The following is a 15,973-nucleotide window of genomic DNA, read 5'->3' on the forward strand; positions in this document are numbered from 1 at the left end:
TGATTTAAGCTTAACCTGATTAGTTTTGCTTCGCAAAACAAAGGCGCATGCTTTCTGGTCTTGCGAAGCAAAACGGCTTAGGAGGAGTCAGGATGGATTTTGGAAGATTAATTACCGCAATGGTTACTCCATTTGATGCACAAGGACAAATTGATTGGGCAACAACAGAAAAGCTGATCGATTATTTGATTGATGTACAAAAAAGCGACAGCTTGGTTGTTTCAGGCACGACTGGCGAATCGCCTACGCTTACTGAAGATGAGAAGCAGGAATTGTTTCGATTTGCAGTCAAGCATGCTGCCGGACGCTGCAAAATAATTGCAGGTACGGGCAGCAATAATACAGCCGGCTCTATTCAATTGACAAAGGCTGCAGAAGCCTGCGGCGTAGATGGCGTGCTTCTTGTAGCGCCTTACTACAACAAGCCTTCGCAAGAAGGGCTGTACCAGCACTTCAAAGCGATTGCAGAGGCTACAAGCCTGCCGGTCATTCTTTACAATGTTGAAGGCAGAACGGCAGTTAATATTTCTGTAGATACTACGCTTAGACTTGCACAAATCCCTAACGTTGTTGCAACGAAGGATTGTGCTTCGCTCGATCAGCTTACTCAAATTATTAGTGCTGCACCTGAAGGATTTTTGGTTTATAGCGGCGACGACAGCGCGACTCTGCCGGCACTTGCAGTTGGAGCACATGGCATTATTAGTGTTTCCAGCCATATTGCGGGTGCTAAGATGAAGCAGATGATCGAAGCTTATTTGAACGGCGATGTTCAGCAGGCTGCCAAGCTTCACGGAAATCTGCACCCAATTTTTAGAGGCATGTTTGCTTGTCCGAACCCTGTGCCAAATCCCGTAGCTGTAAAATATGCGCTTGGTCTAAAAGCTTTCCCAGTCGGAGGCGTAAGACTTCCGCTTATTACGGTGAACGAAGGAGAAGCCCAATTTATTGAAGAGCTTTTGCAATCCTATTCCAAATAATTGTGGTTACAAGCTCGCTAATTATAAGCCGGTGCGCTATGCACCGGCTTTTTTGAAATGATTAGTGGCATTTTTTAGGAGGCAGCGCCTGAGTTCACCATAAAAATCAAAAAAACGGGCATACATATTAAAACAATTCATTGAATTTCAAGATATGAACTTTAAAATAAAGCAGGAAATGCACATTTTAACAATAAAAAAATAAGATGCTGCAAAAAAAGCATAACCGCATAAATACTCGGTAAAACTATAAAAAATGCTGGTAAAGAATGAGCGGTATCGCATGATATTTTGGCTAGCACTTGTAAAGTGTCTTTTTGATCATGTATAATGATGACAAGTGAATGGGTTCGGTAAAATTTTCTTGGCATTTTTAAAGTCAGAGCGGCATCTGACAATAATCAAAATAAATAAAACGAAATATGTACAACACGTAATGTTTCAACTGCGTTTTGGTCGCAATGAAGCGCTATTTTGTTACGCATAAAAACTAGGAGGTATAGATTCATTTGTCAAAAAAGAATAATCAGGACAAGCTGCTCATCTTTGCTTTGGGCGGAGTAGGCGAAATTGGTAAAAACATGTATGTCATTCAATACAACAACGATATCGTAGTTGTGGATGCTGGCCTCAAGTTCCCAGAAGAAGATATGTTGGGTATAGATATAGTTATTCCGGATATTAGCTACTTAGTCGAAAATCGCGATAAGGTTCGCGGTATTGTTATTACTCACGGCCATGAGGATCATATCGGCGGCTTGCCTTATGTCCTCAAGCATCTAAATGTTCCCGTATACGGAACGAAGCTCACACTGGGCTTGATCGAAGGTAAGCTTAAGGAAGCTGGATTGCTTGGTGAAACGAAACGAATTCTTATAAATGCGGATTCAGAAATTTTACTCGGCGCAATTCGCACAACGTTTTTCCGTACAAATCACAGTATTCCAGATTCCGTGGGCGTTTGCCTCGAGACTCCAGAAGGAAACGTAGTGCATACAGGTGACTTCAAGTTCGACCATACGCCTGTCAATGATCAATTTGCTGATCTGCAAAGAATTGCCGAAATCGGCAAGCGCGGCGTGTTGGCGCTGTTGTCGGACAGCACGAATGCCGAACGGCCAGGCTATACGCCTTCAGAAAGTAATGTCGGTCATGAGCTCGAAGACATTTTCCGCAAATCGGAGCAGCGTGTCGTCGTTGCAACATTCGCTTCCAACGTTCACCGTATTCAACAAATCATTAACGCCTCTATAGCAACTCGCCGCAAAATTGCTGTAGTAGGACGCAGTATGGTTAATGTTGTAAGCATCGCTTCAGAGCTTGGGTATTTGAACATTCCAGAAGGAATGCTGATTGAGCCTGAGGAAGTGAATAAAATGGCTGCAGACCGTGTTGTGATCCTATGTACAGGCAGCCAGGGAGAACCAATGTCTGCGCTTACGAGAATGGCTCGTTCAACCCACCGCAAGGTAGATATTTTACCTGGCGACACAGTTATCATTGCAGCAACGCCGATTCCCGGCAATGAGCGCTATGTAGGCCGCACCGTAGATGAGCTGTTCCGCTTGGGTGCCCATGTTATTTACGGACCGGGCTCCGTATCCGGCGTTCACGTATCCGGGCATGGCAGCCAGGAAGAGCTGAAGCTTATGCTCAATTTAGTTAAACCAAAATACTTTATTCCAATTCACGGTGAATATCGTATGCTACGCCAGCATGCCAAGCTTGCCGAAGACATCGGCATGGATGCTGAAAACGTGTTTATTGTCGACAACGGCGATACGGTGGAGTTCCAGGGCGGAGTCGCTCGCAAGGGCTCTAAAGTACAGGCGGGCAATGTGTTGATCGACGGACTTGGAGTTGGCGACGTAGGAAACATTGTACTGCGTGACCGCAAATTACTGTCACAAGACGGTATTCTGGTCGTTGTTGTGACACTTAGCAAGCAGGACGGAACGATTTTGTCAGGACCAGATATTATTTCACGCGGCTTTGTATATGTTCGCGAGTCGGAAGGCTTGCTGGACGAAGCGAACCGAATTGTTACATCTACGCTTAATAAGCTGATGAATGATAAGGTGAATGAATGGGCGTCCTTAAAAACGAATGTTAAAGATGCACTGGGACGATTCTTATATGAGCAAACGCGCAGACGTCCAATGATATTGCCGATCATAATGGAAGTGTAATCGCTGAAACCCATCACGCAAAAATCGCTTGTCTTAGAGACAAGCGATTTTTTATTATGCGGTTTGCATCATATTTTTTTGTTTCTCATCTCATACTATAACAGCTAGTTAAAGTGATGAGGGGGTATCCGCAATGAAAGAAGATACAACGAAAGAGCAAGGTCAAGAGCGGGAAGGAGAAGAAGAAGGCAAAAAAATATCGGCTGCAATTGAAGCTGTTACCCAGTTAGGACAGTCAACAGTTCCAACAAACAGTGAATCCAATATTTTTTGTATGACGATTATTGGACAGGTCGAAGGGCATCTTATATTGCCGCCGCAAAATAAAACGACGAAATATGAGCATATGATTCCGCAGCTTGTTGCCGCAGAGCAGAATAGCAAAATTGAAGGCGTGCTTATTATTTTGAATACGGTTGGCGGAGATGTGGAAGCTGGACTCGCTATTGCAGAAATGATTTCTTCATTATCAAAGCCTGCGGTAACGCTTGTGCTTGGCGGAGGGCATTCGATTGGCGTTCCTATAGCAGTAGCTGGACACTACTCCTTTATTGCCGAAACAGCTACTATGACGATCCATCCGATTCGCCTGACTGGTCTAATTATAGGCGTGCCTCAATCGTTTGAATATATGGAAAAAATGCAGGAGCGTGTCGTACGCTTTGTGACGGCTCATTCCGCAGTGTCTGAACAGAAATTCAAACAATTGATGTTTACGATGGGCGAGCTGACTAGAGATATTGGAACAACGGTAATAGGTGCTGATGCAGTAAAGCACGGCTTGATCGATGAAGTGGGAGGGCTAGGTGCTGCGATGAAAAAGTTAAATGCAATGATCGAACAAAGAAAGAAAGGTGAGTAGCATGACACTATACACGGCTCTGCCGCTGGAAATTATTTTGGATGGCATCGATCAATTAAAGCCAACCGTGCAAATTGAAGCCCTCGGTGTCAAAATGGAGATAATGCCGGTATCGCCTGGTGTTGGGCAAATCGTTAGATTGCTGCAATGCTCGCTTGACGATTACTTGAACCCTGCTCTGATGCCGGGTGCATTTGTTTCATATAACAGCTTGGATTAGTCTTCTTAAAGGAGCTGGATGGACGACTGCTTTTAATTATGAGAATCTTCTTCGCATTGCTTAATAGCCCTCTACTATTTTGCTATGGTATAATGTGTAATTAGAGGTGACTGTATTGGCAAAACGAAAGAGAAAGAAAAAATCGATAGGCGCTCAGCTGAAGTATGAAGTTTACGGTATATTGTTAATTACCATTTCGATTATTGCTTTATCAGGCGAGGCAGCTGTTGGACGTGCATTGTCCAAGCTGTTTGGGCTTGCTCTTGGCAAATTTTATTTTGTACTGGCCTTGGTTGGCGTCTATATAGGTTTGACAGTTATGATTAAGCGAGCATGGCCCAAAGGCTGGACAAGCCGCAAAACGGGCCTGCTTGTTTTGGTGCTTGCATTTACGCTTAGCAGCGCTATTTCAGAAATTAACGAACGTTTTGAAGTGCTCCCTAAGGAGCAATGGTCAGGCGGTTTGATTTTTAGCGAGCTGGACAAAGGTCTCAAACAAGAATTAATTTCTTTAGATGCTCCTAAAACTTCAATTCGCGATAAACAAATAAGCGGCGGATACATCGGTGCTGTGCAATATTCAGCCTTGTTCTCATTGTTTGGCTATTATGGCGCATTGCTGATTATGCTTGTCATGTTCGCTATTTCATTAATGCTGCTCACCGGCCGCTCTTATGTCGATATGCTTCGCATCGTTGTCAAGAAAGCGATGCGGATATATAAGCTGTTCAAGGCCAAACAAATGCAGTGGGCAAAGAAAAGAGCAGCTGTTAAAAAAGCAAATGCTTACCAGTTGGCAGCGAGCGAGCAAGAGGAAGAAAAAATGGAGGACGACGATTATTATAATGATGCTGCTGATGAAAGCGCGCCGCGTGTGGAAAAAAGAAAGAAATCGTTGTTCTTCTCCTGGAAGTCTGTTACGGGCAGAATGGAAGCGAAAAATATTGGCATGCAAGAGTCAGATCAAGAGGAGGAATGGGAGCTTCAGCACGCTGCCCGCAATTCCTACTCGCAGCAAGACAGTGCAAATGACCGCATTGATGGAACGGACAGCAGCCCGCCATGGGATGCGGATAATCGTTCACAAGAGAACGCTGCTGCGATAATAGAACATAATCAGCTTGACCATGATCCTGAAGAAATGCGAGCTTCCTATAGCGAGGCTGGCCAAATGCATTCTAGTACGGATAATCTGCCTGTTTACGAGGAGCAGGATGGATATGATTCTCAAGATGTTCATGCTTATAACAACGACAATAGTGCTGTCGAGCAGACAGAAGCTGATGCAGAGGCAGGGGACATTCCTGCAGCTGATAGCTCAGATGAAAATTCCAATCTACATAATTTGCACGACTCAGAAGCTATCGTAACAGCCGCACAAATGATGGAAGGCTTGCCACGCAGGCCAATTGCTGCTGACGAACAGCACGCTCAACAGGCTGTACCCTACATGCTCCCGCCATTCAGCTTGTTAAACAAGCCGAGCGGAGGCGGCGCAGGCTCTGAAGCAAGCGACTTGTTTGATTCCAGGCGCAAGCTGGAGGCTACACTCGAGAGCTTCGGCGTGCGAGCTAAAGTGCTCGATGTCGTTCGCGGTCCGGCGGTGACCAGATATGAGGTGCAGCCGGCAACTGGCGTAAAGGTAAGCCGGATTGTCGGATTAACTGATGATATTGCGCTTGCGCTTGCTGCCAAAGATGTGCGTATGGAAGCGCCTATACCTGGTAAATCCGCAATAGGTATTGAAGTGCCAAATATGGAAGTGTCTATTGTAACGATGCGCGAGGTTATGGAAACAGCTGCTTTTCAAAATGCCCCTTCCAAGCTGTCCATAGCTTTTGGACGGGATATTTCTGGTCAAACGATTGTCGGCAATCTAGCAAAAATGCCCCATTTGCTGGTAGCGGGTGCTACTGGCTCAGGTAAATCCGTTTGTATTAACGGTATTATTACAAGTATTTTATATAAAGCAGCACCGGATGAAGTCAAATTTCTTATGATTGATCCCAAAATGGTAGAGCTAAATGTATACAATGGCATTCCCCATTTGTTAGCTCCTGTCGTTACGGATCCAAGGCGGGCATCGCTGGCGCTCAAAAAAATAGTAGTTGAGATGGAGAAGCGCTATGAGCTGTTCTCCAAATCAGGAACGCGCAATATTGAAGGTTATAATGCGCTTATGGCTGATAATCCTGCTGCAATATTGCCATATATTGTTGTTATTGTCGACGAGCTTGCTGATTTAATGATGGTAGCCGCTAACGATGTAGAGGATTCAATAGCAAGACTGGCGCAAATGGCCAGAGCTGCAGGTATTCACCTTATTATCGCAACGCAAAGGCCGTCCGTTGATGTTATTACTGGGGTAATTAAAGCAAATATTCCGTCCAGAATTGCATTTGGCGTGTCCTCGCAGGTCGATTCCAGAACGATACTTGATATGGCTGGAGCTGAGAAGCTGCTGGGCAGGGGGGATATGCTGTTTTTGCCAGTAGGCATGTCCAAGCCGATTCGTGTGCAAGGCGCCTTCTTGTCTGATCAGGAGGTGGAGGCGCTTGTCTCGTTTACCCGTGATCAAGCAGAGGCGGAGTATAAGGAAGATCTCGTTCCAGAAATTGAGGAAGAGACAGAAGACGAAGTTGAGCTTGACGAGCTGTATGGCCAGGCTGTTCAAATCGTCGTTGAAGCGAAGCAGGCATCTGTTTCCTTGCTGCAAAGACGAATGAGAATCGGCTATACGAGGGCAGCGAGACTGATTGACCAGATGGAAGCCAAAGGGATTGTCGGTCCTTATGAGGGAAGCAAGCCAAGAGAAGTGCTTATGACGCAGGAGCAATTTCAAGCAAACTAGCAATAAGCCTTGTCTCAACAATAATTCATGATCAAAATTAGTCTTTCTGCATAGAAAAGGGAGAACTTTCTCATACTTAAGTTAGGCAACGCTACCTATAGCGAACAAACTTGGATGAGAAAGGCAGATTCCTACATGAGAATAAGAGTAATCTTGATGACTGTTGTTGTTGTCTTGTTTCTTTCCACGATGTATGTCATGCAGCCGCGAGATGCGGAACAAACGTTTAGCAGTGCTACGCTTCGAATGGGGTCGACAGGCCAGGATGTTACAGAACTGCAAGGCCGATTGAATTTCCTTGGTTATTATGATGGCAAAATAGATGGTATCTTCGGTTCGAAAACGAAAAATGCAGTGACCTGGTTTCAATGGAAATTCGGCTTGAAATCCGATGGCGTTGTAGGTTCGCTGACGAAGCAAAAACTTGTAGACGCTACTAAAGCCTGGAAACCCGGACAGAACACTGGCAACAATCAAGGAACTACTGGCGGAGGAGGCTCGGCTGGGGGATCTTCGTTGCCACAATCCAACCGACTTGGGTTAACTGAAAATGATCTCAAAATAATGGCGAACGCCGTATATGGAGAAGCGCGGGGCGAGCCTTATCAAGGGCAAGTGGCTGTCGCGGCAGTTATTCTTAACCGCGTCAAATCACAAAGCTTCCCAAACTCTGTGTATGGTGTTATTTTCCAGCCCGGAGCTTTTACCGCAGTTGCCGACGGTCAAATTTACTTGACACCCAATGATACCGCTAGAAAAGCTGTAGAAGATGCGATTAATGGCATTGATCCAACAAACGGCTGTCTGTATTACTTCAATCCGGTAACAGCTACATCGAAGTGGATTTGGACAAGGCAGCAAATTATGACGATTGGCAAGCATATTTTCTGTATTTGATTAATACAAATGTTACGAATTCAATGTTGCAGTTATGAAGCTTCAACTGCAAGCATACCTTTATGAAGGTAGGAGCAACCCGATTCTGCAAGGCAGGAGGTGGTTGCTTCTTCCATTTCATTTCGGTTAGAATCAAGAAGATAACGTAAAGCACGAACTGAGCGTGCACGGAAGGGAGAAGTCCAATCGTGAGTTTATTCCAAACGGGTCAGGTACAGCGTTTGAGACTGCATGTTTTACCTACCAAACGATTCAAAACCTTCGCAATATCATTATTTGCCGGAGTGCCCTTAAGGGAAGATACAGTAACGGAAACAGCGCTTCTGCCATTTGTTTTACGCCGAGGAAATGCCAAGCTGCCTGAGACTACCGCATTTCGAGGCAAGCTTGACGAAATGTATGGCGCTGGATTTGGTTTTGATGTATATAAGCGCGGCGACGCGCAAATTGTGCAATTTAGAATGGACGTTATTAATGATCAATTTGTATCGTCGGAGCAATCGCTGCTGGCAGAGGCGCTGCAATTTCTCGGCGAAACCGTTTCCGATCCTTTATTGGAGGGCGACGGCTTCCAAGCTGCCTATGTAAAGGCTGAGAAAGAAACGCTGCACAAGAGGCTTGACGCGATCGTTAATGACAAAATCCGCTATGCAGCTGAGCGCTGTCTTGAGGAGATGTGTGAGGGTGAAGCTTATCGTCTGCATCCGCTTGGGCAAAGAAGCGATTTGCCGCATATCTCGCCTGAATCGTTATATAAACGCTACTTGCATTGGCAGCGGGAAGCAGCTTTTGATCTGTACGTCGTAGGCGATACAACGCTTGACGAGGTTGCTGCGCTCATCGAGCAGCACTTCCACATTCACGACGGCGCACCTTCTTTATACAGCACGACTATATTGAAGTCAGGCCATGGTGAAATTAAACGTGTGGTTGAAGAATTGGATGTGGGTCAAGGCAAGCTTAATCTGGGGCTTCGAACGCATACGGGCTATAATGACCCGAACTATGCAGCCTTGCTTATGTATAACGGCATTCTTGGGGGCTATCCTCATTCCAAGCTGTTTTTGAATGTGCGTGAGAGAGAAAGCCTTGCTTACTATGCTTCTTCACGATTAGACGGACATAAAGGCATATGCACGATTCAATCAGGTATTGAAATGCAAAATTATGACCGCGCTGTTGCCATTATTGAAGAGCAGCTGGAAGCGATGAAACGCGGCGAGCTTACGGAGCTCGAACTGAGCCAAACGAAAGCGATGCTTACAAATCAATTGCGGGAGATGCAGGATTCTGCTTTTGAAATGACAGCTTATCATTTTAATAGCGTATTCTCTGGAATTGAACGTCCTGTGGAGCAGCTGCTGGCTGAAGTGAATGCTGTAACTTCCGAGCAGATTGTTTCTGTTGCACAGCATGTCGAGCTGGATACGATTTACTTTCTTCGCAACCGGAAGGAGGCGCGCTAATAATGGAAGTATTACAATACAAAAGATTTCAAGAAACGCTATACCGGGAAGTGCTCGATAACGGCTTGGAAATAATTGTCCTGCCAAAGAGCGGTTTTCAGAAGACTTATGCAACATTTGCGACAAAGTTTGGCTCGATTGATAATCACTTTGCCGTTGCCGGCAAAGAGGCTGTTCAGGTGCCGGACGGTATTGCCCATTTTTTGGAGCACAAAATGTTCGAAGAGCCGACTGGCGATATTTTTGCTACCTTTGCGTCTCAGGGAGCGTCGGCTAATGCTTTTACTACCTTTGACCGCACTGTCTACTTATTTTCTGCCACAGAGCAGATTGAAGCAAACCTGGAAACCTTAATCGATTTTGTTCAAAATCCTTATTTTACTGATGAAAATGTAGAGAAGGAAAAAGGGATTATTGAACAGGAAATTAATATGTACGCTGACAATCCGGATTGGCGGGTTTACTTTGGCTTGATTGAAGCGCTGTATCAAAAGCATCCCGTTCATATTGATATAGCCGGTACGGCTGAATCGATCGGTAAAATTGACAAGGAAACATTATACGCATGCTATGAAACCTTTTATCACCCTTCCAATATGCTGCTGTTCGTTGTCGGCGGTGTGGATGCGCCAAGCATTATTGATTTGGTTAAACGCAATCAGGCCAAAAAATCTTTTGCCCCACAAGGTGAAATCACAAGATTTTTTGAAGAAGAGCCTGCTGCCGTTCGTGACAAAAAGGTTGTAAGAAAATTGGCTGTTTCTCTGCCTAAATGTATGATAGGCTTTAAGGAAAAACAAGTGACGGCAGCCGGAATTGAGCTGTTAGAGCAGGAAGTAGTCACTAAGCTGATGCTCGATGTATTGCTCGGATCAAGCACACCTTTGTATCAATCCTTGTATGAGCAGCAGCTTATTACGGATTCGTTCGGCCATGAGTACAATATTATGACAGGCTACGGCTTCTCTGTTATTGGCGGAGACACGCCAGAGCCTGAACGATTATTGGAACAATTGAGGACAGCGATTCAAAAGGCCGCACAGGATGGTCTGGATCCACAATTGTTTGAGCGAGTAAAAAGAAAAAAAATCGGCGGATTTTTAAGAATGCTTAACTCTCCCGAAGCGATTGCCGGCGAATTTACACGCTATTCCTTCCGAGACAGCGATATGTTCGACATTTTGGCATTGTATGAAAACAGCACGCTTGAACAGGTTAATGCCAGATTGCGCGACCATTTTGATTTTGAGCATATGGCTGTATCGATCGTTACAAGCGACAAGCATTGAACAGTTTTAAGCAAATGACGGTATTAATTACTGGGGGAAGCCGCGGCATTGGCGCTGCTATTGCGAAGCGCTTTGCTGTGGAAGGCTTTAATATCGTAATTCACTATTTGAATTCTCATGAAAGCGCCAATGAAACGGCAAGAATATGTATGACGTACGGCGTTCAAGTGCTGACGATATCGGCGGATTTAAGAAGTAAAGAGCAGCTTGAACGAATGAAGGAGAAGCTGGAGGCTCATGGCATGATGCCCGACATCATCGTGAATAACGGCGGTATTGCGCATTATGGCCTGCTTGCAGATGTGAGTGAAGAAGTATGGGACGATGTAATGGCTGTTAATCTGAAAGGGATGTTTCTTATTACACAGCTTTTTATGCCGAACATGGTTGCCCAGCGCTTTGGACGTATTATTAACGTTTCCTCCATCTGGGGTATCTCCGGCGCTTCCTGCGAGGTGCTGTATTCTACAACGAAAGGCGGCATGAATGCTTTTACAAAAGCATTGGCAAAGGAATTGGCGCCATCAGGCATTACAGTAAACGCAGTGGCGCCCGGCGCTGTTGATACCGAGATGATGGATAGCTTTGACGAAGATGAAAAAGCTGCGATTAAACAAGATATTCCGATAGGCAGGCTGGGCACAGCTGATGAAATCGCTTCGCTCGTTTATTTCTTGTCATTGCCGGAATCGTCATATATTACCGGTCAAATCATTAGCCCTAACGGCGGTTGGCTGACATAGTTTCAGACAAGTGAAAATAGAGGTTTTGCTTATGCGGGAAGCCTCCAGGTTGGAGGCTTTTCTGCAAATATAAAACTTATAATATTTCACTGTAAAACGTACTTGTCCAAAGGAACGCGAAGCTGTGAATCCTAGAAAGGAAATTGTATGATTTGCAGGATACTGCCGAAATTTGTAGAATAAGCAGTAGAGATATTTTTAATTGGTCATTTTAGAAGAGGTGGCAGCCTTCATGGAATTAAAGCAATGGTATTTGGAATACAGAATTCATAAAAATCGTCCTGGACTGCTTGGAGATATTGCCTCCTTACTTGGTATGCTTGAGGTGAACATTATTTCAATCAACGGTGTGCAGGATCGAACAAGAGGCATGCTGCTGCAAACGAATGATGATGTTAAAATTGAATTGCTTGGACAATTGCTTAGAAAAGTGGATAATATAACTGTCAATAAATTGCGTACGCCGACCATTGTAGATATTTTGGCTGTTCGTCATGGCCGTTACATAGAACGTGATTCCGATGATCACAAAACTTTTCGATTCACAAGAGACGAGCTTGGCTTGCTCGTTGATTTTTTGGGCGAGGTATTTAAACAGGAGGGCAACCATGTAGTCGGTCTTAGAGGAATGCCGCGCGTAGGGAAGACAGAATCGATTATTGCAGGCAGCGTATGCGCTAATAAGCGCTGGACCTTTGTATCCTCCACCTTGCTGCGCCAAACGGTAAGAAGTCAATTGACGGAAGAAGAAATGAACCTTAATAATGTGTTTATCATTGACGGGATAGTAAGCACGGTGCGCTCTAATGAAAAGCATGAGATACTGTTAAAGGAAGTTATGGAGATGCCTGCGACTAAAGTTATTGAGCATCCCGATATATTTGTGAATGAGAGCAGGTATGATTATCAAATATTTGATCTTATTATTGAATTAAGAAGCAGCCCTGATGAAGAAATTGCGATCGGTGATATTTCATTGGATGATGTTGATGGTATCTAAAAGAAGGGAGGCCTTTTCATGTCTGATTTGGGCGCATTGCTGCGCAAAGCTAGAGAGGAAAGGAAACTGTCACTGGATGACATTCAAGAATTGACTAAGATTAGGAAGCGATATTTGGAGGCAATTGAATCCGGGGACCATAGTGTGCTGCCAGGCACATTTTATGTTCGCGCCTTTATTAAAAATTATTCAGAAGCTGTTGGGCTGAATCCAGAAGAAGTGCTGCGCTTATATCAGCATGAGGTGCCGCCTTCTCCGAGCCAGCAGGAGCATCCCGAGCCAATAGCAGCAAGGCCGCCTAGACGTGTGAAATCAATCAAGTCCGAAAGATTCGGAAAGATTGGCTTCAATATCGTCATGTGGTGCTTTTTCATTTTAATCATAGTGGTTGTATGGTATTATGCCATTAGTAGACAAGCAGATGATCCGGACAAGCTCGATCCGTCGAAGGTTACTACGCAAGTATCGCAAAGACCGTCGCCTACTGGTGCTGCTGGCGGGGAAGTAACACCAACGCCGAGTCCTACTCCAACACCAACACCAACACCTACGCCAACGACAACTATTGTCAATAATGGCTACTCCTCATCGGTTAAGGGAGAAAAGTATTTGATTGGGCCGGCTAACACGACTCATACGCTGGAAGTTAAAATTACTGGCGGAAAAGCATGGATTGAGATTTCGGAATATGGCAAAAATGGTAATAGGCTGTATTATGATAATGCGCAGGATGGAGCAGTTCTTACATTTGAATTGCCGATGCGCACTTATGTGAATGTTGGACGTGCGGACTACGCTGAAATTAAAATTGACGGCGTTCTTGTACCGGATGGCGACAAATCAAGCTCTAAAAAGTTTTTATTCGAAATTGAAGCGGGAGAAGCCGAAACGGGCGGTTCAGTTCAATCGGCGCCGCCTAGCGGAACGACCAATTAATTTTGTTATTAATGGAATGGGGATAGGGGGAGCGGCCAATGAGTTCAGAAAGCTCGTTTGACGTTGTGTCTAAAGTTGATTTTCAAGAGGTAGGCAATGCGATTACGCAGGCTGAGAGAGAGATTTCGACCCGATTTGATTTCAAGGGGAGCAAAAGCTCTATTGAGCTTGAAAAAGAGGAGCTTGTCATCGGTTCCGATGATGAGTTTAAGCTGAAAAGCGTGGTTGATATTTTGCAATCCAAGCTTATAAAGCGCGGTGTTCCTATTAAAAATATGGATTTTGGCAAAATTGAAGGTGCTTCAGGCGGCGCCGTTCGCCAGCGTATTAAGCTTAGACAAGGAATTGAGCAGGATGTTGCAAAAAAAATCAACATATTGATTCGCGACTCCAAGCTTAAGGTGAAAAGCCAAATACAAGGCGATCAAATAAGAGTGACTGGCAAAAGCCGCGATGATCTGCAAGCGGTAATCGCATTATTGAGAGGCGCAGATTTGCCGGTAGAGCTGCAATTTATGAATTACAGGTAACAGGAATGGGTAACAAGATAGAAGGGATCTGGGGATAAACAAATGAGTGAACGAGTAAAGGTAGTTACGTTGGGCTGCGAGAAAAACTTGGTTGATTCCGAAATTATGTCGGGTTTAATTGATGAAAGAGGCTATTTGTTGGTAGATGAGCCAGAGGAAGCTACAGTCATTATCGTAAACACTTGCGGCTTTATTGATGCTGCCAAGGAAGAATCAGTCAATACCATTTTGGATATGGCTGATCTTAAAGAATCAGGTCGTTTGAAGGCGCTTATAGTATCAGGCTGTCTTACACAGCGCTACAAAGAGCAGCTGATGCAGGAAATGCCTGAAATCGATGGCATTGTCGGCACAGGAGATTTTCATAACATTACGGATATTGTGGATGAAGCGCTGCGCGGCAAAAAGCCGATTAAAGTCGGCAATCCTGTGTTTGACTACAATATTCAATTGCCTCGCAAGGTGACGACTCCACGCTATACAGCATTCGTCAAAATTGCAGAGGGATGCGATAACGCATGCACATTCTGCAGTATACCGATGATGCGCGGCAAGTTCCGCAGCCGAACTATGGAATCTATTATTGCGGAAGTAGAGCAGCTTGCTGCACAGGGCGTAAAGGAAGTCAGCCTCATTGCACAGGATTCGACCAATTATGGCACCGATCTGTACGATCGCTTCATGCTGCCTGAGCTGCTCCATAGAGTAAGCGAGGTTGAGGGAATTGCTTGGGTGAGATTGCACTATGCGTATCCGGGCTTCTTTACTGATGAGCTGATTGAAGCGATCGCTAGCAATCCGAAAATTTGTAGATATATCGATATGCCGCTTCAGCACAGCGAGGATATTATTTTGAAAAGAATGCGCAGACCTGGCCGTCAGCGCGACACACGCGAGCTCGTTGCCAAAATCCGCCAAGCCATTCCGGATGTGGCGCTTCGCACAAGCTTAATTGTAGGCTTCCCGGGCGAGACCGAGGAGGATTTTGAGCGCCTTTGCGATTTCGTCAGAGAGGTCAAATTCGACCGTTTGGGCGTATTTGCTTATTCCAGCGAGGAAGGAACGCCTGCAGTAAGGCTTCCGAATCATGTGCCGGATGATGTTAAAGAGTGGCGCGTTAACACGCTTATGGAAATTCAAAGGGTTGTGTCCCGCGATAACAGCAGCAAATATATCGGCAAGGAAATTGACGTTCTTGTTGAGCGCTATGATGGCAGGAGCGATGTATATATAGGGCGTTCTATGTACGATGCGCCTGAAATTGACGGCGAAGTGTTTATTTCCAACTGCCGCACAGAAATTGGCTCTATTCAAAAGGTTCGTGTCACGCATGCGTATGAGTTCGACTTATCCGGGGAGGGAATTGCGTGAATCTAGCGAATAAAATTACGCTTGCAAGAATTTTTCTTGTTCCTGTTATTTTGTTTTTTCTGCTCATGGAGTTTAATTTCGGATCATTGAAATTTTCTGATTTTGAAATCACCTACAATCAAATTGTCGCGGCTTTAATTTTTATTATTGCTGCCAGCACAGATGGGCTTGACGGCTATATTGCCCGCAAAAACAAAATCGTTACAAACTTGGGCAAACTGCTTGACCCGTTAGCCGATAAGCTGCTTGTAGCTGCGGTGCTTATTTCATTGGTGCAAATGGACAAGCTGAACGCTTTAATAGCCATCGTAATAATAAGCCGTGAGTTTGCAGTAACCGGGCTGCGTCAAATTGCACTGCTTGAAGGCTCTGTTATGGCGGCTAGCAAATGGGGCAAATGGAAAACAGCGATTCAAATCACGATGATTATTTCATTGCTGCTCAATAACTTTCCGTTTGCGTTTATCGATTTCCCGTTTGACGTCATTGTAAGCTGGATAGCCGCATTGATTACGGTGTATTCAGGCGTAGATTATTTCGTTAAGAATAAGCATTTGATACCAGTTGAATAAAGGAACAGGCACTTTTCCACAGCATGGAGAAGTGCCTTTCCCCGTCTTGGACAACTTTAGTATGAAG

14 protein-coding genes are annotated in these 15,973 nt (G+C 44.9%); all 14 read left to right on the plus strand.

Going from position 1 to position 15,973, the window contains the following annotated elements:
* Positions 1-92: 92 nt before the first annotated feature.
* The 14 genes from dapA (at position 93) to pgsA (ending at position 15,906) form a co-directional block, all read left to right on the plus strand.
* Positions 93-980, plus strand: a complete 888-nt coding sequence (gene dapA / locus ACRRU2_RS02500) for a 4-hydroxy-tetrahydrodipicolinate synthase (protein ID WP_432499820.1) — start codon at positions 93-95, stop codon at positions 978-980.
* A 509-nt stretch (positions 981-1,489) separates the two neighbouring features.
* The gene (locus ACRRU2_RS02505; RefSeq protein ID WP_331698203.1) at positions 1,490-3,169 is read left to right on the plus strand and encodes a ribonuclease J; all 1,680 of its coding nucleotides are present in this window, start codon (positions 1,490-1,492) and stop codon (positions 3,167-3,169) included.
* Positions 3,170-3,302: 133 nt separating this feature from the next.
* On the plus strand, positions 3,303-4,031 hold the full coding sequence (locus ACRRU2_RS02510; RefSeq protein WP_432499821.1) for a ClpP family protease: 729 nt from the start codon (positions 3,303-3,305) through the stop codon (positions 4,029-4,031).
* A gap of 1 nt (position 4,032) precedes the next feature.
* Complete coding sequence (locus ACRRU2_RS02515) at positions 4,033-4,251, plus strand: YlzJ-like family protein (protein ID WP_331698201.1); 219 nt, start codon at positions 4,033-4,035, stop codon at positions 4,249-4,251.
* A 115-nt stretch (positions 4,252-4,366) separates the two neighbouring features.
* A complete protein-coding gene (locus ACRRU2_RS02520) occupies positions 4,367-7,102 on the plus strand; it encodes a DNA translocase FtsK 4TM domain-containing protein (RefSeq protein ID WP_432499822.1) in 2,736 nt (911 codons plus the stop codon).
* Between the two features lie 135 nt (positions 7,103-7,237).
* Complete coding sequence (gene sleB / locus ACRRU2_RS02525; protein WP_331698199.1) at positions 7,238-7,999, plus strand: spore cortex-lytic enzyme; 762 nt, start codon at positions 7,238-7,240, stop codon at positions 7,997-7,999.
* Between the two features lie 188 nt (positions 8,000-8,187).
* A complete protein-coding gene (gene yfmF, locus ACRRU2_RS02530; RefSeq protein WP_432499823.1) occupies positions 8,188-9,465 on the plus strand; it encodes an EF-P 5-aminopentanol modification-associated protein YfmF in 1,278 nt (425 codons plus the stop codon).
* Positions 9,466-9,467: 2 nt separating this feature from the next.
* The gene (gene yfmH / locus ACRRU2_RS02535; RefSeq protein WP_432499824.1) at positions 9,468-10,754 is read left to right on the plus strand and encodes an EF-P 5-aminopentanol modification-associated protein YfmH; all 1,287 of its coding nucleotides are present in this window, start codon (positions 9,468-9,470) and stop codon (positions 10,752-10,754) included.
* Between the two features lie 14 nt (positions 10,755-10,768).
* Entirely contained in the window at positions 10,769-11,497 is a 729-nt protein-coding gene (gene ymfI, locus ACRRU2_RS02540; RefSeq protein WP_432499856.1) for an elongation factor P 5-aminopentanone reductase, read from the plus strand.
* Between the two features lie 232 nt (positions 11,498-11,729).
* Positions 11,730-12,497, plus strand: a complete 768-nt coding sequence (locus ACRRU2_RS02545) for a DUF3388 domain-containing protein (RefSeq protein ID WP_331698195.1) — start codon at positions 11,730-11,732, stop codon at positions 12,495-12,497.
* An 18-nt stretch (positions 12,498-12,515) separates the two neighbouring features.
* Entirely contained in the window at positions 12,516-13,433 is a 918-nt protein-coding gene (locus ACRRU2_RS02550; protein WP_432499825.1) for a helix-turn-helix domain-containing protein, read from the plus strand.
* Between the two features lie 38 nt (positions 13,434-13,471).
* Positions 13,472-13,963: a YajQ family cyclic di-GMP-binding protein gene (locus ACRRU2_RS02555; RefSeq protein ID WP_331698193.1), complete on the plus strand. Its 492-nt coding sequence runs from the start codon at positions 13,472-13,474 to the stop codon at positions 13,961-13,963.
* Positions 13,964-14,005: 42 nt separating this feature from the next.
* A complete protein-coding gene (rimO, locus tag ACRRU2_RS02560) occupies positions 14,006-15,334 on the plus strand; it encodes a 30S ribosomal protein S12 methylthiotransferase RimO (protein ID WP_331698191.1) in 1,329 nt (442 codons plus the stop codon).
* Entirely contained in the window at positions 15,331-15,906 is a 576-nt protein-coding gene (gene pgsA / locus ACRRU2_RS02565) for a CDP-diacylglycerol--glycerol-3-phosphate 3-phosphatidyltransferase (protein ID WP_331698190.1), read from the plus strand. Before rimO ends, pgsA begins: the two co-directional genes overlap by 4 nt.
* Positions 15,907-15,973: the final 67 nt, after the last annotated feature.

Origin of the sequence: Paenibacillus sp. GXUN7292 (genome assembly GCF_050864975.1) — a bacterium.
Taxonomy (GTDB): domain Bacteria; phylum Bacillota; class Bacilli; order Paenibacillales; family Paenibacillaceae; genus Pristimantibacillus.